At 65.4% G+C, this 15,480-nt stretch carries 23 protein-coding genes and 1 tRNA gene; 16 read left to right on the top strand and 8 right to left on the bottom strand.

Annotated elements, in window-relative coordinates; genetic code table 11:
* Positions 1-75 precede the first annotated feature (75 nt).
* The 12 genes from WC585_RS14575 (at position 76) to WC585_RS14520 (ending at position 5,073) form a co-directional block, all read left to right on the top strand.
* Positions 76-261, top strand: coding sequence for a hypothetical protein (locus WC585_RS14575; RefSeq protein WP_373258639.1), 186 nt, complete (start codon positions 76-78; stop codon positions 259-261).
* Positions 261-548 (top strand): DUF2312 domain-containing protein, encoded by a 288-nt coding sequence (locus tag WC585_RS14570; protein ID WP_373258637.1) that lies wholly within the window; start codon positions 261-263, stop codon positions 546-548. Before WC585_RS14575 ends, WC585_RS14570 begins: the two co-directional genes overlap by 1 nt.
* A complete protein-coding gene (locus WC585_RS14565; protein WP_304934829.1) occupies positions 548-934 on the top strand; it encodes a hypothetical protein in 387 nt (128 codons plus the stop codon). Before WC585_RS14570 ends, WC585_RS14565 begins: the two co-directional genes overlap by 1 nt.
* A complete protein-coding gene (locus WC585_RS14560) occupies positions 931-1,563 on the top strand; it encodes a hypothetical protein (RefSeq protein ID WP_373258635.1) in 633 nt (210 codons plus the stop codon). Before WC585_RS14565 ends, WC585_RS14560 begins: the two co-directional genes overlap by 4 nt.
* Positions 1,560-1,796, top strand: coding sequence for a hypothetical protein (locus WC585_RS14555; protein ID WP_373258634.1), 237 nt, complete (start codon positions 1,560-1,562; stop codon positions 1,794-1,796). Before WC585_RS14560 ends, WC585_RS14555 begins: the two co-directional genes overlap by 4 nt.
* Before the next feature lie 89 nt (positions 1,797-1,885).
* A complete protein-coding gene (locus WC585_RS14550; RefSeq protein WP_373258633.1) occupies positions 1,886-2,284 on the top strand; it encodes a helix-turn-helix domain-containing protein in 399 nt (132 codons plus the stop codon).
* On the top strand, positions 2,284-2,655 hold the full coding sequence (locus tag WC585_RS14545; protein WP_373258632.1) for a hypothetical protein: 372 nt from the start codon (positions 2,284-2,286) through the stop codon (positions 2,653-2,655). Before WC585_RS14550 ends, WC585_RS14545 begins: the two co-directional genes overlap by 1 nt.
* Positions 2,655-2,798 (top strand): hypothetical protein, encoded by a 144-nt coding sequence (locus tag WC585_RS14540; protein WP_373258631.1) that lies wholly within the window; start codon positions 2,655-2,657, stop codon positions 2,796-2,798. Before WC585_RS14545 ends, WC585_RS14540 begins: the two co-directional genes overlap by 1 nt.
* Positions 2,798-3,004: a hypothetical protein gene (locus tag WC585_RS14535; protein ID WP_373258630.1), complete on the top strand. Its 207-nt coding sequence runs from the start codon at positions 2,798-2,800 to the stop codon at positions 3,002-3,004. Before WC585_RS14540 ends, WC585_RS14535 begins: the two co-directional genes overlap by 1 nt.
* Positions 3,001-3,222 carry a hypothetical protein gene (locus WC585_RS14530; RefSeq protein WP_373258628.1) on the top strand — a complete coding sequence of 74 codons (222 nt, stop codon included), beginning with the start codon at positions 3,001-3,003 and terminating at the stop codon, positions 3,220-3,222. The genes WC585_RS14535 and WC585_RS14530 overlap by 4 nt, the downstream gene beginning before the upstream one ends.
* Positions 3,213-3,617: a hypothetical protein gene (locus tag WC585_RS14525; RefSeq protein ID WP_373258626.1), complete on the top strand. Its 405-nt coding sequence runs from the start codon at positions 3,213-3,215 to the stop codon at positions 3,615-3,617. The genes WC585_RS14530 and WC585_RS14525 overlap by 10 nt, the downstream gene beginning before the upstream one ends.
* A 217-nt stretch (positions 3,618-3,834) precedes the next feature.
* Positions 3,835-5,073: a tyrosine-type recombinase/integrase gene (locus WC585_RS14520; protein ID WP_373258624.1), complete on the top strand. Its 1,239-nt coding sequence runs from the start codon at positions 3,835-3,837 to the stop codon at positions 5,071-5,073.
* Between the two features lie 62 nt (positions 5,074-5,135).
* On the opposite strand, the gene WC585_RS14515 is transcribed toward WC585_RS14520, so the two are convergent.
* The 3 genes from WC585_RS14515 to lon form a co-directional block, all read right to left on the bottom strand.
* Positions 5,136-5,212: transfer RNA gene (locus WC585_RS14515), tRNA-Val, on the bottom strand.
* A 46-nt stretch (positions 5,213-5,258) separates the two neighbouring features.
* Positions 5,259-5,534, bottom strand: coding sequence for an HU family DNA-binding protein (locus WC585_RS14510; protein WP_008260193.1), 276 nt, complete (start codon positions 5,532-5,534; stop codon positions 5,259-5,261).
* A gap of 109 nt (positions 5,535-5,643) precedes the next feature.
* Entirely contained in the window at positions 5,644-8,040 is a 2,397-nt protein-coding gene (gene lon, locus WC585_RS14505; RefSeq protein ID WP_035306232.1) for an endopeptidase La, read from the bottom strand.
* Between the two features lie 987 nt (positions 8,041-9,027).
* Here lon and WC585_RS14500 point away from each other — a divergent pair.
* From WC585_RS14500 to WC585_RS14490, 3 genes are read left to right on the top strand one after another with little or no spacing between them, the layout of a single operon-like run.
* Entirely contained in the window at positions 9,028-9,156 is a 129-nt protein-coding gene (locus WC585_RS14500; RefSeq protein WP_255347080.1) for a hypothetical protein, read from the top strand.
* A complete protein-coding gene (locus tag WC585_RS14495) occupies positions 9,153-9,362 on the top strand; it encodes a hypothetical protein (RefSeq protein ID WP_154725339.1) in 210 nt (69 codons plus the stop codon). The genes WC585_RS14500 and WC585_RS14495 overlap by 4 nt, the downstream gene beginning before the upstream one ends.
* Positions 9,363-9,399: 37 nt before the next feature.
* Positions 9,400-9,549 carry a hypothetical protein gene (locus tag WC585_RS14490; RefSeq protein ID WP_373258621.1) on the top strand — a complete coding sequence of 50 codons (150 nt, stop codon included), beginning with the start codon at positions 9,400-9,402 and terminating at the stop codon, positions 9,547-9,549.
* 231 nt (positions 9,550-9,780) lie between these two features.
* On the opposite strand, the gene clpX is transcribed toward WC585_RS14490, so the two are convergent.
* A complete protein-coding gene (clpX, locus tag WC585_RS14485; RefSeq protein ID WP_008260240.1) occupies positions 9,781-11,049 on the bottom strand; it encodes an ATP-dependent Clp protease ATP-binding subunit ClpX in 1,269 nt (422 codons plus the stop codon).
* 194 nt (positions 11,050-11,243) lie between these two features.
* On the opposite strand from clpX, the gene WC585_RS14480 reads away from it, so the two are divergent.
* Positions 11,244-11,915, top strand: coding sequence for an HAD-IB family hydrolase (locus WC585_RS14480; RefSeq protein ID WP_373258619.1), 672 nt, complete (start codon positions 11,244-11,246; stop codon positions 11,913-11,915).
* 3 nt (positions 11,916-11,918) lie between these two features.
* Here the strand turns inward: WC585_RS14480 and WC585_RS14475 are convergent, their stop codons facing one another.
* The 4 genes from WC585_RS14475 to tig form a co-directional block, all read right to left on the bottom strand.
* On the bottom strand, positions 11,919-12,239 hold the full coding sequence (locus tag WC585_RS14475; protein ID WP_183195148.1) for a hypothetical protein: 321 nt from the start codon (positions 12,237-12,239) through the stop codon (positions 11,919-11,921).
* Between the two features lie 72 nt (positions 12,240-12,311).
* Positions 12,312-12,959 (bottom strand): ATP-dependent Clp protease proteolytic subunit, encoded by a 648-nt coding sequence (locus tag WC585_RS14470; protein WP_008264353.1) that lies wholly within the window; start codon positions 12,957-12,959, stop codon positions 12,312-12,314.
* Between the two features lie 102 nt (positions 12,960-13,061).
* A complete protein-coding gene (locus WC585_RS14465) occupies positions 13,062-14,000 on the bottom strand; it encodes a hypothetical protein (RefSeq protein WP_373258617.1) in 939 nt (312 codons plus the stop codon).
* Positions 14,001-14,116: 116 nt separating this feature from the next.
* Positions 14,117-15,460, bottom strand: a complete 1,344-nt coding sequence (tig, locus tag WC585_RS14460; protein ID WP_373258738.1) for a trigger factor — start codon at positions 15,458-15,460, stop codon at positions 14,117-14,119.
* Positions 15,461-15,480: the final 20 nt, after the last annotated feature.

Here is a 15,480-nt window from a genome sequence, read left to right as displayed (position 1 = left end):
GGCTGAGTTCAACCCGCAGGGTTACGTCTACTGGCGGTCCCTGCCCTCCCACCTTGCTCTGAGGACCATTCGCTCATGAAAGCTAGAGACCTGATTTCGGGGCTGGAAGCGCTGTGTGCGCCGGAGGCGGAGGTCTATTTCGTCCTGGGCGACTCTGAAGTGTTCCAAGTCAACGGCGGCCTCCTCGATGTGGAAGACCACACCGGGCGGGAAGGTGTCTTGCTATCGGGCAAGACCCTCGCTGCAGACGGTGGCTTTTGATGGCCTTTGATCAGTCCACCGACGCCGCGTTTGACGCCTCGGCCGACGTCCTGACAGCCACCGCCCAGGGCCGCCTGCGCACCATCATCGAGCGCCTTGAGCGCCTCGAAGAGGACAAGCAGGCCGTCATGGCCGACATGAAGGAGGTCTTCGCCGAGGCCAAGGGCGAGGGCTACGACGTCAAGATCCTGCGCAAGGTCATCCGGATCCGGAAGCAGGACAAGGCCAAGCGACAGGAAGAGGACGCGATCCTCGATCTCTACCTCTCCGCCCTGGGAGAGGTCTGATGCACTTCGTCGATCTCGATACCAGCCGTCGTGTCCAGGACGCGGCCCTGCTTTTGCTGGACGCCTGCCGCGAGGCCGCGAAGAAGTCGCCTGCTTACAAGCCCAGCAAGAACAACATCGACGACGTCGTCAGCATCGCCGTGCAGTCGCTGTTGATGTCCGACCATTGGAACGGTGGAGAAGACCGCAAAGCCAACATCGACAGTGAAGAGGCCGTGCTGCGCATCAAAGGGATGTCAGATGGCCTCGGCATGTCGATCGGAAGTCTTCCGACCCTCGCATGTCTCACAACTCTGGCTGTGGCGCTTCCCTCCGTGAAGCGCACCGCTATCGAACGCGCCGTGCTGCGAGGCCGCGAGACGGACTTAACGCGGGGTGGCAAATGAGAACGCCTGATCGCTTCCCGCTGGCTTGGCCAGCGCACCGCCCCAGGACGCCGGCAACCCAGCGCCGGCAGGGACAGTTCAAGAAATCCGGCAAGCTTCTGTCACCGGCCGAGGCCATGGTGCGCGTCGAGAACGAGCTCGAGCGCATAGGCGGCTGGCAGCCTGTGCTGTCCTCAAACCTCGAGCTGCGACTGGACGGACGTCCGCGTGCCGATCGGGCCGCTCCGGCCGACCCGGGCGTCTGCCTCTATTTCACGCTGAAGAACCAGCCGTTCGCCCTAGCCTGCGACACCTACACAGAGGCCGCGCAGAACATCGGCGCCCTGGCGGCGCACCTGGAGTCCACGCCGGCGATCACTCGCTACGGCGTCGCCAGCGCGGCCGAGACGCTTCAGGCCTTCAGCGCCCTGCCCCCGCCATCGAGCGGCGTCCGGAGCTGGCGAGACGTGCTGGGCTTCGACCCGCTGTTCCCTGGCGAACTTTCGGCGGCCGAGGCCAAGGCGACGATCACCGTCCGCCACAAGACCCGCCTGCAGGCGGCCCATCCCGACAAGGGCGGGTCGGACGCCGCCGCCGCCGAACTCAACGCCGCCAAGGATGCGGCCTTTGCGGAGCTAGACGCGCAGTGACCCACCACAACATCGTTCGCAGCGAGGCCGGCCGGCCGCTCGCGCACGTAGAGATCCGCACGGGCAGCGGTCGCCGGCGCCGCGCTCCCATCAGCTTGGTCATCAAGGCGCACATGGCTGTCGCCGGCGTCGGCGTCGTGGCCGGCCTGGCCGACATCGCCCTCGGACAGCCGCTGTGCCTCGTCCTGGTCGGGGCCGCTTTCCTGGTCTGGTGCTTCTGGCCGAGCCGCTGATGCGCCGCCGTCCTGTCCTGCTGACCTTCGTTCTCGCCTACTGCGCCGCGATCGTCGTGGCGCTCATCCTTCAACTCCAGAGGTAGACCATGTCCGACTCACACGACCCCTTCGACGTCGCGCTCGGTGCGCGGATCCGCAAGCGCCGCGAGGCGATGAGGATCACCCAGGCCCAGCTGGCGACCGCCGCCCAGGTGACGTTCCAGCAGATTCAGAAGTACGAGCGCGGCGTGAACCGCGTCAGCGCAGCACGGCTCGCGCAGATCGCAGCCTTCCTGCAAGCGCACCCGGCCGACTTCTACGGCCAGGCCGACCAGGCGGCGGACGCCGGCGACCCGCTGAACCAGCTCCGCCGCACCCATGACGGCCTGGAGCTGGCCGACAGCTTCGTCAGGATGTCCGAGGATCACCGCCGGTCGCTGATCAATATCGTTCGCGCCATGGCCGGCCCGTCGGCCGGCGACCTGGCCCGGATGGCGGCCGCCTGATGCGCGCGCCGGCCGACGTCCGGATCTGCCGCGCCTGCGGGTGCTGGGAGCTCCATGCCTGCGAAAGCGGTTGCGCCTGGTTGTCGGCCGACCGCTGCAGCGCCTGCCCCGATGCGGCGCTCAGGCTTCCCATCCGCGCGGCGCATCTGGAATGCGCCACGATGGAGCTGCGCTCCGTCATCACCGACGACAACGGGGAGGACCGGCTGCACGTCGCCGTCGAGTTCCCTTCCGTCGTCCTGGTCACACGGCACGACAAGGACGGGCGCTATGTCGGGCCGCGTCTGTTCGTCGGCGATGAAGAGATGCTGACCGGCTTCGCCTATGCCCAGGCGGCCGAGCTGCTGAACGAACGGAGGCTGGCCGCCTGATGTTCGACCCGATTCCTGGCCACCATCCACGCCTGATCATCTGGGCGACCTGGTTCCGCCGCGCCGGCTATCGGCCGCGCGACATCGCCGTCCTGTTCAACACCGACCTGGGCACGCTGATCGAAGCGGGGATTGAACCCTGATGTCGCGCCCCCGCATCGACTTTGTGTGGCTGAAGACGCAGCACCTGGTCAAAGGGCTTCGCGTTGTGACCAATGAGACGCCGGCCGGCCAACTCACCATCGATGATGACCCTGCCGCTTTCGTCAGCGAGCTGATCCGCCTGGCGGAGATCGGCCAGAAGCTGGAGATCGCGACAGGTGAGCGCGTGAAACGGCTCGACTCATGAGCCGCTCGACCTCGACATCGAGCACCGTCATGGCCGGATGCTTCGTCTGCAAAGGCTCCGACGCCATCTGGACCGGCAAGAACGCCATGGCCGTCGCTGCACGCCACCACGACGCCACCGGCCACCAGACCTGGGCCGATCAGAACCTGAGCATCCGATACGGTCTCGAGACGACCAGCCACCCCGATCTGTTCGAAGAGGCCGCACCATGCGCCTAGATCTCGCCCAGCTTTCACAGCGCCTGGTGCACGTCGTCGTCGGCGGCAAGTCTCTGCGAGACCGGCGCGCGGCTGACCGCCGTCGAGCGCTCTACCACAATGCCTTCGGCCTCCGTGCCGACGCCGCCTGTCTGCTGGACCAATTAGCACAGGCGAACGGTAGGCTGGTCCATCTCCAAGACGCCGCCCGAACTATCGGCCGTCGCGGTCAGGTCATCGACATGCGACCGAGGCCGCCCGAGATTTGCATGATCGAGATCCGCGAACGTCTCGGGGCCGACGCGATCGAGACGGTGCGCGCGGTGAGCTGGCGCCTCACGCCGCTCGGCCGACTGCGGACCATGCGCGCGCGAGGAACCATTTTCACGACGGAGAAGATCGGGGGAAACGGATGACTGCGCGTCGCCGCGACCGCTCTATTGATCGACCGCTCCCCTCGGATTGGGCGGATGATGATCCCATGACCCTCCCCGAAATCGTGGCGGTGTTTTCCAGCCTCTATCCCTGCACGGTGTCCACCCTGCGCCTCGAGATCGGACGTGAGCGCTTGACGGCCTCCTATGTCGGCGGCGCCTATTACGTCACCCCAGCGAATCTCAAGGCTCTTTTTGCATGCCCCGTCCCTCGAAAGGCCCGCGCCTCTATCTTCGAAAAGGTAGGCGGCGGCCCGACGGCGTCACCATCCCCGATGTCTACTGCATCCGAGACGGAACGGTCGAAATCGGCACAGGCTGCGGCCCTGATCGCCGTGAGGGCCCTGGCGGGGCGGACGAGCAGCTCGCCCTCTACATCCTCCAAAAGAACGCCAGCGCCGTCGAGCAACCCACAGATCGGGAGGTCGAACGACGCCGCAAGAGTGATCCAGATCAGGTCTACGTAGCGGAGGTCCTGGCCGAATACGCGGCCGGTCCCGCCACACGCCTATCCAATCCGGCCAAGGAGGCGAGCTTCATCGCCACCCTGCTCCCCAGGTGGGAGGGCAAGGTGTTGTCCGATGTTCGGCGCTCGAGCACCGAGGCGTATGTTGCGACGCGGATCCTGGACCCGATCAAATCCTACACCAAGGATCCCGCCAACGCCCCTCGCGTCAGCGACCAGACCGCCAGGCGCGAGCTGGAATGCCTATCGACGGCGATCGGGAAGTGGCACGAGGAGCATCACCTCCGCGTCGTCCCCAAGGTCGTCTTGCCTTCGAAATCCGAATCGCCCCGCGACGCCTTGAGCCGACGCGAGGCCGCCCGGCTGCTCTGGGCTTCGATGGGCTGGCGCTGGGACGAAACGGCGACAAACCCCAGGACCGGTGCGCCTGGCCGCTGGGTGCGGCCGTCGACCAATGCGCGGACCAATCGGATGCACCTGCGCCGGTTCATCCTGATCTCTCTCTACACCGGCTCGCGCTCAGGCGTGACGGCGGCGGCGCTCTGGGAAGAGAGCCCGGCGCATCCCTGGGCGAACGTCGACGCCGGCGTCATGTACCGTCGCGCTCGAGGGCAGCGCGATAAGCGAACCAAGCGCCGCCCGGTCGTGAAGTTTCCGAAGCGCCTGCAGGCCCATATGGAGAGGTGGCGTCGCCTCGATGAGAAGGCCGGAGTCACGGCCGTGATCCACTTCGGCGGCGAGCCGGTGTTGCGGGTCAAAAAGAGCTTCGCCAGCTGCGTCAGCGACGCCGGGCTCGATAAGGGCGTGTCACCGCACTATCTGCGCCACACCTGCGCGACCTGGTTGATGGAGCGCAACGTCGATACTTGGGATGCCGCCGGCTTCCTCGGCATGTCGCCCACGACCCTGCTGAAGCACTACGGCCACCATCGGCCGGACTATCAGAACGACGTCGCCGACAAGTTCGGGTAACGGTTTCTGGGAACATTTCTGGGAAAATGCCCTGCGGCATTCCCCAGAAACCCCTGAAAGGTTGGTAGGCGGCGACGGGTTCGAACCGCCGACCCTCTCGGTGTAAACGAGATGCTCTGACCAGCTGAGCTAGCCGCCCAAGAAACCGAAGTGGAAACCGGAGCCGGGCTTATGCCCGTTGGGCTTCAACCGTTCAAGGCGCTTTTCAAGCCTTCGCCGGGGCGAAAGCGCGCGGTGCGGGAGGCGGGCCGGGCCACGGCCTGACCTGTCTGAGGGTTGCGGGCGACGCCGGCCTTGCGATCGACGGGGGTGAAACTGCCGAAGCCGATCAGCTTGACGTCCCGACCCTGGGTCAGGGCTTCCACCACGCCGTCGGTGAAGGCTTCGAGCGCCGTCTTGGCCTGATCGCGGCTGATGTTCGCGGCCGTCGCCATACGGCCGATAAGTTCGGCTTTCGTCATGTCATCCTCCCAAGCGAACCAGTAAAGGGCGGATCGGCGGTTGCGTCAAAAGCGAAAACGCCGCCGACAGAGGTGTCGGCGGCGTTTCGTCTGCGACCTAGGTCGCGGCTCAGTGGCTGACGGTCGCCGCAGCGCCGTCAAGCGGAGGCACGGGCGCGGGCAGAGGATCCGTCGCCTCATCCCATTCGACCGGCGTCAGGGGACCGGTCAGGGCCCAGTGCAGGGCCTCGTCCGCCGTGGAGATCGGCACGATTTCGAGCGCCGATTTGACGTTGTCCGGCACGTCCGCCAGGTCCTTCTCGTTCTCCTGCGGGATCAGCACCGTCTTGACGCCGGACCGCAGGGCCGCGAGCAGCTTCTCCTTCAGACCGCCGATGGCGGTGACCCGGCCGCGCAGGGTGATCTCGCCGGTCATGGCGATGTCCTTGCGGATCGGGATGCCGGTCAGGACCGAGACCATGGCCACGGTCATGGCGGCGCCGGCGGACGGGCCGTCCTTGGGCGTGGCGCCGTCCGGCACGTGGACGTGGATGTCGGTCTTCTCGAACACCGGCGGCTTGACGCCGAAGGCCAGGGCCCGCGACCGCACATAGGAGGCCGCCGCCGAAATCGACTCCTTCATCACGTCCTTCAGGTTGCCGGTCACGGTCATGCGGCCGCGGCCCGGCATCTTGATGGCCTCGATGGTCAGGATGTCGCCGCCGAACTCGGTCCAGGCCAGACCGGTGACGATGCCGACCTGATCCTCCTCGTCCGTCTCACCATAGCGGAACTTCCGGACGCCAGCGTATTCGGCCAGCTTCTCGGCGTCCACCGTGATCGACGTGACCTTGGTCTTGGCCATCTCGCGCACGGCCTTGCGAGCCAGGCCGCCCAGGGCGCGTTCCAGCGACCGCACCCCGGCCTCGCGGGTGTAGTAACGGATCAGGTCGCGGATCGTGTCTTCCGGCACGATCAGTTCGTCGGCCTTCAGCCCATGGTCCGTCAGCTGCTTGGGCAGGACGTGACGCTTGGCGATCTCGACCTTTTCGTCCTCGGTGTAGCCCGACACCCGGATGATCTCCATCCGGTCCATCAGCGGCTGCGGCATGTTCAGGCTGTTCGCGGTCGTCACGAACATGACCTGGGACAGGTCGTAGTCCACCTCCAGATAGTGGTCGCCGAAGGTCGAGTTCTGGGCCGGGTCCAGCACCTCGAGCAGGGCCGACGACGGGTCGCCGCGCCAGTCGGACCCCAGCTTGTCGATCTCGTCCAGCAGGACGAAGGCGTTGGTGGTCTTGGCCTTCTTCATCGACTGGATGATCTTGCCGGGCATGGAGCCGATATAGGTCCGGCGGTGGCCGCGGATCTCGCTCTCGTCGCGCACGCCGCCCAGCGACATGCGGACATATTCACGCCCGGTCGCCTTGGCGATGGACTTGGCCAGCGAGGTCTTGCCGACGCCGGGAGGGCCGACGAGGCACAGGATCGGCCCCTTCAGGCTGCCGGTGCGGGCCTGGACCGCCAAATATTCGATGATCCGTTCCTTGACCTTCTCCAGGCCGAAGTGGTCCTCCTCAAGGATCTCCTCCGCCTTGACCAGATCGATCGGCTTCTGCTTGGCCTTGCCCCACGGCACGGACAGCAGCCAGTCGAGATAGTTCCGGACCACGGTCGACTCGGCGGACATCGGCGACATGTTGCGCAGCTTCTTGACCTCGGCCTCGGCCTTGGTGCGAGCTTCCTTGGACAGGCGCGTCTTACGGATGCGCTTCTCCAGGTCCATGATCTCGTCGCGCGCATCGTCGGTCTCGCCCAACTCGCGCTGGATCGCCTTCATCTGCTCGTTCAGATAATATTCGCGCTGGGTCTTCTCCATCTGGCGCTTCACGCGCGAGCGGATCTTCTTCTCGACCTGCAGGACCGAGATTTCGCCCTCCATCAGGCCATAGACCTTCTCCAGCCGCTTGGGCACGTCGAAGGTTTCCAGCAGGCCCTGTTTGTCGATGATCTTGACCGACAGGTGGGCGGCCACCGAGTCCGCCAGCTTGGAGGCGTCGGTGATCTGGGGGATGGAGCTGAGGGCCTCGGGCGGGACCTTCTTGTTCAGTTTCACATAGTTTTCGAACTGCTCGACCACGGCGCGCAGCATGGCCTCGGTCTGGGAGGCGTCGCCCGGCTCGTCCTCGATCTCGACGGCCTCGGCCTCGAAATAGTCCTCGCGGTCGGTGAAGCGGGTCAGGCGCGCCCGGCCCTTGCCCTCGACCAGAACCTTGACGGTGCCGTCGGGCAGTTTCAGCAGCTGCAGCACGCTGGCCAGCACGCCGATCGGATAGATGGCGTCGGGCGACGGATCGTCGTCGACGCTGTTCTTCTGGGTCGCCAGAAGGATCTGCTTTTCGCCCTTCATGATCTCGTCGAGGGCCTTCACCGATTTCTCGCGGCCGACGAAGAGCGGCACGACCATATGCGGGAAGACGACGATGTCTCTCAGCGGCAGGACGGGCAGGATCTTTGTTTCAGTCATGATGCGTACTCCTGGGCCATTGATGATCTCCGGCCCGCCGCCACGGTCGCCCGGACAAGAGGTCCGACCAGCGCATGACAGCCCGTCGATTCCGACGGCGTTCGGATGAGTATGTGGTTTGAAAGAGCCGTGGTTCAAGCGTGGCTGGCGAACGGCCCACACCTGCGTGGTTTGGACGCCGCACGCACATGCGGAATTGGCCTTGTCCTCGCCGTTCTCACGGCGAAGTTCGGGGAGGGCGTGGGACGCCGGGTCTGCACCCGGTGTTTTGGATTTTAAGTACCGTTTCGGCGCAGTCGTCGTCCCACGCGGTCGTTTTCCACACGCGCTCCGGCTGGCGGCCCTATTCTTCGAGCCTTGCCGGATCGGCGGGCCGCCTTGCGACGGCTTCGCCGGGGCGGACATGCCGACAAGGATCGACAGCGGCCCGCTTTCCTAGGCGTGCGGCGAGCAGGAGGCGGCATCCATCGCCGCCCCTAAGGACCCCGGCGGTCTCCTCCCCACCGGCTTCATCGCTCGACCACAGCCCCGCCGCCGTCAGGGCGCTGGATCCGACGCCCTCCCCATCGGCGGGGATGAGAGGATGATACGGGCGCCGGCGGGTATGGCGGGGAAGTTGGGGTGAAAATCTTTTAGGGCGTTGAAATCGTTCGATTCAGACCAGCGTCATTGTGACAGTTGGCCTAGGTTGTCGATCATCACTTTCGTCATTCCGGGCGGAGGGCCGCTTGGCCCGCAGACCCGGAACCCAGCGGCGCGCGAGAGCGCGAACCTGTCGCGGATTAGGTCGTCCGGCATTGTGCGGCGGATGGATTTCGCCTTTGGCGCCGCTGGGTTCCGGGTCTCCGCTGCGCTTCGCCCGGAATGACGAAAGAGGGAGGGCGGCGAGGTGAATGTAGCGCTTTACGTCCGCATTACGCCGGCCCGCGCTTTCGACATGGCGGCTTTACGGGGTTTGGGCGTCTTCTGGTCGGCGAAGGAGAGACCATGAGCCGTTCACATCTACTGGTGGAGTCGCTGAAACGATCCGCCGACAAACCGTCCACACTGAAGATGGCCTGGACCGTCATCGGCGCTCTGTTCGGTGCGCCGATTCACCGGGGGCCGTCGCGATGATGCAGGGCCATCTGGAAGGCGGGGCCGCCGAGCCGGTCCCGCCGCGACGATACAGGGTCGTGGCACGCGCGGCCGGATGGGCCGTCGCGGTCAACGGCGTGGCGACCCGTCCCCTGCCTGATCGGGCCGCAGCCGAACGGCTTGCGGCGCGGCTGCAGGCCGAGGCCGATCGGTTGAACCGCGACCAGCACAGGCGGGCGCAATGATCGCCGCCCTCCCCCTTCGCCGCCCGCTGTCGAAACCTTGACGATCCAGCCCGCGAACGGCCGCTGGCTTGTCACCTCGAGCGACGGTTTGTTCGAGGGCGTCTTCACCGACGCCAAGAGCGCCGTTCAGTGCGCCCGGGCCGAGGCGGAAGCCCATCCCGGTCATATGCTGGTGCTGGGCGGCTGATCAGATCTTCCCCCGCTTGCGGGGGAAGTGTCGCGTCGTGGCGCGAAGCGACACGCGTGACGATGGGGGAAGTCTTCTTCCAGCAAGCCAGCCTCCCCTCTCCGACCCTGGTCCGCTGCGCGGACGCCGGGCCGCCTCTCCCGCAAGCGGGAGAGGGTCTGAGCGGAGACAGAAAAAGGGCCGGAGCGTTGTCGCTCCGGCCCTTCATTTCAGTGCGAAGGCGATGCCCGATCAGGCGGCGCCGTCGGCCTTCTTCTTGGAGGCTTCGGAATAGATCAGCAGGGGCTGGGCCTTGCCGTCGATGACCTCGGCGTTGACCACCACTTCCTCGACGCCTTCGAAGGTCGGCAGTTCGAACATGGTTTCCAGCAGGATGCCTTCCAGGATCGAACGCAGGCCCCGCGCGCCGGTCTTGCGGGTGATGGCCTTCTTGGCGACGGCGATCAGGGCGTCGTCGGTGAAGGTCAGTTCGACATTCTCCATCTCGAACAGGCGCTTGTACTGTTTGACAAGGGCGTTCTTGGGCTCGGTCAGGATGGTGACCAGGGCCGTTTCGTCCAGGTCTTCCAGGGTCGCCAGCACGGGCAGACGGCCGATGAACTCGGGGATCAGACCGAAACGCATCAGGTCGTCGGGCTCGACGCCCTTGAGGATGTCGCCGGTGCGACGCTCGTCGATTTCCTTGACCTGGGCGCCGAAGCCGATCGAGGCCCCTGCCCCGCGCGCCGAGATCACCTTCTCCAGCCCGGCGAAGGCGCCGCCGACGATGAAGAGGATGTTGGCGGTGTCGACCTGCAGGAACTCCTGCTGCGGATGCTTGCGGCCGCCTTGCGGAGGCACGGAGGCGACGGTGCCTTCCATGATCTTCAGCAGGGCCTGCTGCACGCCCTCCCCCGAGACGTCGCGGGTGATCGAGGGATTGTCCGACTTGCGGCTGATCTTGTCGATTTCATCGATATAGACGATGCCGCGCTGGGCCCGTTCGACATTGTAGTCGGAGGCCTGGAGCAGCTTCAGGATGATGTTCTCGACGTCTTCGCCCACATAACCGGCTTCGGTCAGGGTGGTGGCGTCGGCCATGGTGAAGGGCACGTCGATGATGCGCGCCAGGGTCTGGGCCAGCAGCGTCTTGCCCGACCCGGTCGGGCCGATCAGCATGATGTTCGACTTGGCCAGCTCGACGTCGTTGTTCTTCGTCGCGTGGTTCAGACGCTTGTAGTGATTGTGAACGGCGACCGAGAGGACCTTCTTGGCGTGCGACTGGCCGATGACGTAGTCATCCAGGACGTCGCGGATCTCCTTCGGCGTGGGGACGCCGTCGGTGGTCTTCTTGAACCCGATCTTGTGCTCTTCACGGATGATGTCCATGCACAGTTCGACGCATTCATCGCAGATGAACACGGTCGGGCCCGCAATCAGTTTGCGGACCTCGTGCTGGCTCTTTCCGCAGAACGAGCAGTACAGGGTGCTTTTGGCGTCAGAGCCGGCTGCTTTGGTCATAGACCCTTATCTCACTCCCGCGGAGCGGACCGAAATGGCCCGAAACGCGCTTCCTCCACGTTGATTCCAGCACTCTGGACGCAAAGGTCTTCAAAAAATGACAATCACCCATCCCACGTTCAACGACAACCCCGAAGGCGGCAGGGGAATGTTGCAAGGCGGGGATGGATCAGTGTCGGTGGGGATCAAGGCGAATGTCTGACATGGGGAGCTTGCAGGATTTGCGCCAGTCCCGGACGAAGTCGGGAGACGCGCCGGACCGGGGCGCGGCGCCCATCGTGGCCTTTGATTTCGACGGCACCCTGACTATTCGCGACAGTTTCACCGAATTCCTGCGCTGGCGGGCCGGTCCGGGCGGCTGGGCCCTGGGCCTGGTCAAGCTGGCGCCCGCCCTGGCCGTCTATGCGCGGGACCGGGATCGGGGTCGGATCAAGGCCGCCTCGGTGAAGGAATTCCTGGCCGGCGAGACGAAGACGGCCCTGGAGGCCGAGGCGACGCAATTCGCAGACACCGTCTGGGATCGCTTCATACGGCCCGACGCGCTGAAGGTCTGGAACGATTGGGGCGAACGCGGCGCCCATCGCGTGATTGTGACCGCCTCGCCCGAGACCACGGTGGCGCCCTTTGCACACAGACTGGGCGCCGAGGCCTTGCTGGGCACCCCGCTGGTGTTCGATTCGGAACAGAGGGTGACGGGCGCATTCGCTGGGCCGAATTGTCGCGGGCTGGAAAAGGTGCGGCGTCTGAAGGCCGCCTATGGCGAGGACATGGTGCTGACCGCCGCCTATGGCGACACCTCGGGCGACCGCGAGATGCTGGCCATGGCGCAGCAGCCCGGATTCAGGGTGTTCCGCCAGAAGCCGTGACGGTCAGGCGCCGTCCGCATCCACATCAAACACGACCGCCTTGCCGCGCGAGGTCGGGTCCCATCCCGCCTCCATGGCCGAGGCGACGGCGTTGCGGACCGCATCGACATTGACGCGCTGCTTCTCGACGTCGGGCCGGCCGTTGGGGCGCAAGGGCGGCGGAAACTGCACGATGGCTTCGCGCTTGAAATCGACGTGGCGCAAAGACACGGCCATGCCCTCCCAGACGTTGCCGCCCTTGGGTTGAGGCTGGCGACGGATTTCCCAAACATAGGTCTCGCCGTCGACCTCGACCGTGCCGCTGGGATCTCGTGTGAACTGCATGACGGTTCCGATAGCACAAAATGAAAAGGGCGCGCCGCGACGGCGCGCCCTTTCGCCATATCATCCGGCGGTTTAGTGGCCGGGCGTCTTGACGCCGTCGGCGTCGGCCTGTTCGCGCTTGTCGTAGACGTGGTCGACGATGCCCCAGGCCTTGGCCTCTTCGGCCGACATGAAGTGGTCGCGGTCCAGGGTCTTTTCGACTTCTTCGTAGGTCCGGCCGGTGTGGTGGACGTAGATCTCGTTCAGACGCTTCTTGGTGTAGCGGATGTCGGCGGCATGCAGCTCAATGTCCGAGGCCTGGCCGCGGAAGCCGCCCGAAGGCTGGTGCACCATGATGCGGGCGTTCGGCAGGGCGATGCGCTGGCCCGCGGCGCCGGCCGTCAGGATCAGCGAACCGGCCGAGGCGGCCATGCCCATGACCACGGTCGAGACCGGGCTCTTGATGTATTGCATGGTGTCGTAGATCGCCAGCGCCGAGGACACCTGTCCGCCGGGGCTGTTGATGTACATGGAGATCTCCTTCTTGGGGTTCTCCGATTCCAGGAACAGCAGCTGGGCGCAGATCAGCGAGGCCATCGTGTCCTCGAAGGGCCCCGTCAGGAAGATGATCCGCTCGCGCAGCAGGCGCGAGAAGATGTCGAAGGAGCGCTCGCCCCGGCTGGACTGCTCCACCACCATGGGGACGAGGTTCATGTTCATCAGTTCGATCGGATCGCGCATTCAAGCCTTCTCGGGATGCCGTGGGCGCGATTCAGGCCGCGCCCTTCGTACCTAGCATATCGCGTCCCCGGGGGGGTGGCGCAAGGCGGCGCGTTCACTGCCTCATTGCGGGGCGTCGCCAGGCGGCGTATCGCCGGCCGCCGCATCCTCGAGACCGGCGCGCTCGCGCCTTTGCTGGATCAGGGAATGAGCCACGGCGGCTTCCTGTCGATCGCCATTCACGCGATCCGAGGGCGCGGCGTACAGGGCGGCGAGGTAGTCCTTGTCCCACTGGCTCAAACCGTCGACTTCGACGGGATTACGGAAGAGATTCATCACGGTCGACTGGCCGCTGAGGTCGGCGTCCGGGTCGATCTGGGCCAGGGAGACCATGGAGACATAATCGGCCAGCGTGCCAAACGGCGCGCCGCCGGTCTTGGTCATGTCAATGATGACGATGGTCCAGGCCATGTCGTAGCGGATGTTGGAACGGAGACGCGAACCGTCGCGAACCGTGACCTGGCGGGGGTCTTCCCCGCGCAAGGTGATCGCGACGTCTCCCGTGTCGGTCGTCACGGGCATGACAACATTCCACCAGCGGACCGCCGCGTCGGAGTTCTGAAAGTCGGACAGGGCGTCGCGGTCTAGGTTGGTGTGGTTGATGGCGGGCCGGAAGCCGAGCCCAACCTCCTTGACCAGCTTCTTGGCCAGGGCCGGGCCGTCGGTAGTGGCCAGGATGATGACGTTGGGCTTGCAGCCCGGTTCGCCGACGTCGGCCCCCGCGTCGAGGGCGTTGGCGGCGATGCGGTCGATGACGAACTGGGCGAAGCGCGGCTGCATATTGCTCATGCTGATGCAGACGGGGCGGTTCCAACGCGCAAGACGGGTTCCGCGCGGCGGCTCGCCCACCTCTTCGATATAGGCGCGAGCCGCTTCCTCGATTCGGCGGCCTTCGACAATGATGGCCTCGAGCTCTGCCGTTGAGGGCTGAGGAGGCTGGGGCGCGGCCTGGGGCGCAGACGTAAGGAGAAGGGCCGCGGCTAGGGCTGCAGACAGGCTCATCAGATTAGGTCTCCGGGCAACCGACAGATGCAAAAAGGGCCCGCGCTGCGAGCCCTTTCGCATACCATTTCTGACGAGAATGGGAAGTTACACGTACGTAAGATACGTGAGGCCGATCAGCCCTCTTCGTCTTCCTTCAGCAGCTCTTCCTTGGTGATCGGCCTGTCGGTCACTTCGGCCAGGCCGACGATCAGGTCGACGACCTTTTCCTCGTAGATCGGGGCGCGCATCTGGGCGGCGGCGTTGGGGTTCTGGCGGTAGAAGTTCAGGACGGCCTGTTCCTGGCCCGGATAGTTGCGCGCTTCCTGCAGCAGGGCGGCGTTCAGCTCCTGGTCGGTGACCTGGACGTTGTTGGCGCGGCCGATCTCGGCCAGGACCAGACCCAGGCGCACGCGGCGCTCGGCGATCTTGCGGTATTCGGCCTTCAGGTCCTCGTCGGACTTGGCGGCGTCCTCTTCCGGCAGGCGGCCGGCGGCCTTGTCGGCCTCGACCTGTTGCCAGATGCCGTCGAACTCGGCCTCGACCATCTTCGGCGGCAGCGGGAAGTCATGGGCCGTGTCCAGCTGGTCCAGCAGGGCGCGCTTCAGCTTGAAGCGGGCGGCGCCGGCGTATTGCTGGTTCAGGTTCTGGCTAAGCAGTTCCTTCAGCTTGTCCAGCGACTCCAGACCGATGCGCTTGGCGAAGTCCTCGTCGACCTTGGCTTCGACCTCGGCCTTGATGGCCTTCACCTTGATGTCGAAGGTGGCCAGTTTGCCGGCCAGATGGGCGGCCTGATAATTCTCAGGGAAGGTGACCTCGATGGTCTTTTCCTCACCGACCTTGGCGCCGGTCAGTTGTTCTTCGAAGCCGGGGATGAAACGGCCCGACCCGATCACCAGGTCCGCGTCCTCGGCGGCGCCGCCGTCGAAGGGCTCGCCGTCCAGCTTGCCCAGGAAGTCGATGGTCAGTTGGTCGCCCTCGGCGGCCTTGACGGTCTTGCCCTTCTTGTCCTCGTAGGACTTGGCCTGGCCGGCCAGTTCGGTCAGGGCCTCGTCCAGATCGGCGTCCGAGGCTTCGTAGGTCGGGCGTTCCAGCTTCAGGGTCTTGGGATCGACCGGGGTGAAGTCCGGCATGATTTCCAGGGCCATTTCATAGGCCAAGTCTTCCTGACCGGCCATGACCTTGTCCATGTCGGAGGTCAGCTTCATCTCGGCCGGGGCGGCCGGACGGATCTTGGCCTCGTCTAGGGCCTTCTGGCTGGTCTCGTTCAGTTCGGCGTTGATGATCTCGCCCATGAACTCGCGGCCGAAGGTCTTCTTGACGTGGGCGACCGGCACCTTGCCCGGACGGAAGCCCTTCAGCTTCACCTGGGGCGCGACTTCCTTGACGCGGGCTTCGAGCTTCTCGTTCAGCTCCGCGACGGGAATGGTGACCGCGAACACGCGGCTGAGGCCTTCGTTCGACTTTTCGACGACTTGCATGGTCGGGATTTCTGACGCTC

Origin of the sequence: Brevundimonas sp., from assembly GCF_041648055.1 — a bacterium.
Taxonomy (GTDB): Bacteria; Pseudomonadota; Alphaproteobacteria; order Caulobacterales; family Caulobacteraceae; genus Brevundimonas.
Note: the sequence above shows the minus strand (reverse complement) of the source record. Positions and strands in the feature narration are given on the sequence as shown.

What these genes read in the sequence shown, in the direction of transcription:
- WC585_RS14575 (WP_373258639.1), top strand. Translation starts at nt 76, where the DNA reads ATGAAAGCTAGAGACCTGATTTCGGGGCTGGAAGCGCTGTGTGCGCCG.
- WC585_RS14570 (WP_373258637.1), top strand. Translation starts at nt 261, where the DNA reads ATGGCCTTTGATCAGTCCACCGACGCCGCGTTTGACGCCTCGGCCGAC.
- WC585_RS14565 (WP_304934829.1), top strand. Translation starts at nt 548, where the DNA reads ATGCACTTCGTCGATCTCGATACCAGCCGTCGTGTCCAGGACGCGGCC.
- WC585_RS14560 (WP_373258635.1), top strand. Translation starts at nt 931, where the DNA reads ATGAGAACGCCTGATCGCTTCCCGCTGGCTTGGCCAGCGCACCGCCCC.
- WC585_RS14550 (WP_373258633.1), top strand. Translation starts at nt 1,886, where the DNA reads ATGTCCGACTCACACGACCCCTTCGACGTCGCGCTCGGTGCGCGGATC.
- WC585_RS14545 (WP_373258632.1), top strand. Translation starts at nt 2,284, where the DNA reads ATGCGCGCGCCGGCCGACGTCCGGATCTGCCGCGCCTGCGGGTGCTGG.
- WC585_RS14540 (WP_373258631.1), top strand. Translation starts at nt 2,655, where the DNA reads ATGTTCGACCCGATTCCTGGCCACCATCCACGCCTGATCATCTGGGCG.
- WC585_RS14535 (WP_373258630.1), top strand. Translation starts at nt 2,798, where the DNA reads ATGTCGCGCCCCCGCATCGACTTTGTGTGGCTGAAGACGCAGCACCTG.
- WC585_RS14530 (WP_373258628.1), top strand. Translation starts at nt 3,001, where the DNA reads ATGAGCCGCTCGACCTCGACATCGAGCACCGTCATGGCCGGATGCTTC.
- WC585_RS14525 (WP_373258626.1), top strand. Translation starts at nt 3,213, where the DNA reads ATGCGCCTAGATCTCGCCCAGCTTTCACAGCGCCTGGTGCACGTCGTC.
- WC585_RS14520 (WP_373258624.1), top strand. Translation starts at nt 3,835, where the DNA reads ATGCCCCGTCCCTCGAAAGGCCCGCGCCTCTATCTTCGAAAAGGTAGG.
- WC585_RS14510 (WP_008260193.1), bottom strand. Translation starts at nt 5,534, where the DNA reads ATGACGAAAGCCGAACTTATCGGCCGTATGGCGACGGCCGCGAACATC.
- lon (WP_035306232.1), bottom strand. Translation starts at nt 8,040, where the DNA reads ATGACTGAAACAAAGATCCTGCCCGTCCTGCCGCTGAGAGACATCGTC.
- WC585_RS14500 (WP_255347080.1), top strand. Translation starts at nt 9,028, where the DNA reads ATGAGCCGTTCACATCTACTGGTGGAGTCGCTGAAACGATCCGCCGAC.
- WC585_RS14495 (WP_154725339.1), top strand. Translation starts at nt 9,153, where the DNA reads ATGATGCAGGGCCATCTGGAAGGCGGGGCCGCCGAGCCGGTCCCGCCG.
- clpX (WP_008260240.1), bottom strand. Translation starts at nt 11,049, where the DNA reads ATGACCAAAGCAGCCGGCTCTGACGCCAAAAGCACCCTGTACTGCTCG.
- WC585_RS14480 (WP_373258619.1), top strand. Translation starts at nt 11,244, where the DNA reads ATGTCTGACATGGGGAGCTTGCAGGATTTGCGCCAGTCCCGGACGAAG.
- WC585_RS14475 (WP_183195148.1), bottom strand. Translation starts at nt 12,239, where the DNA reads ATGCAGTTCACACGAGATCCCAGCGGCACGGTCGAGGTCGACGGCGAG.
- WC585_RS14470 (WP_008264353.1), bottom strand. Translation starts at nt 12,959, where the DNA reads ATGCGCGATCCGATCGAACTGATGAACATGAACCTCGTCCCCATGGTG.
- WC585_RS14465 (WP_373258617.1), bottom strand. Translation starts at nt 14,000, where the DNA reads ATGAGCCTGTCTGCAGCCCTAGCCGCGGCCCTTCTCCTTACGTCTGCG.
- tig (WP_373258738.1), bottom strand. Translation starts at nt 15,460, where the DNA reads ATGCAAGTCGTCGAAAAGTCGAACGAAGGCCTCAGCCGCGTGTTCGCG.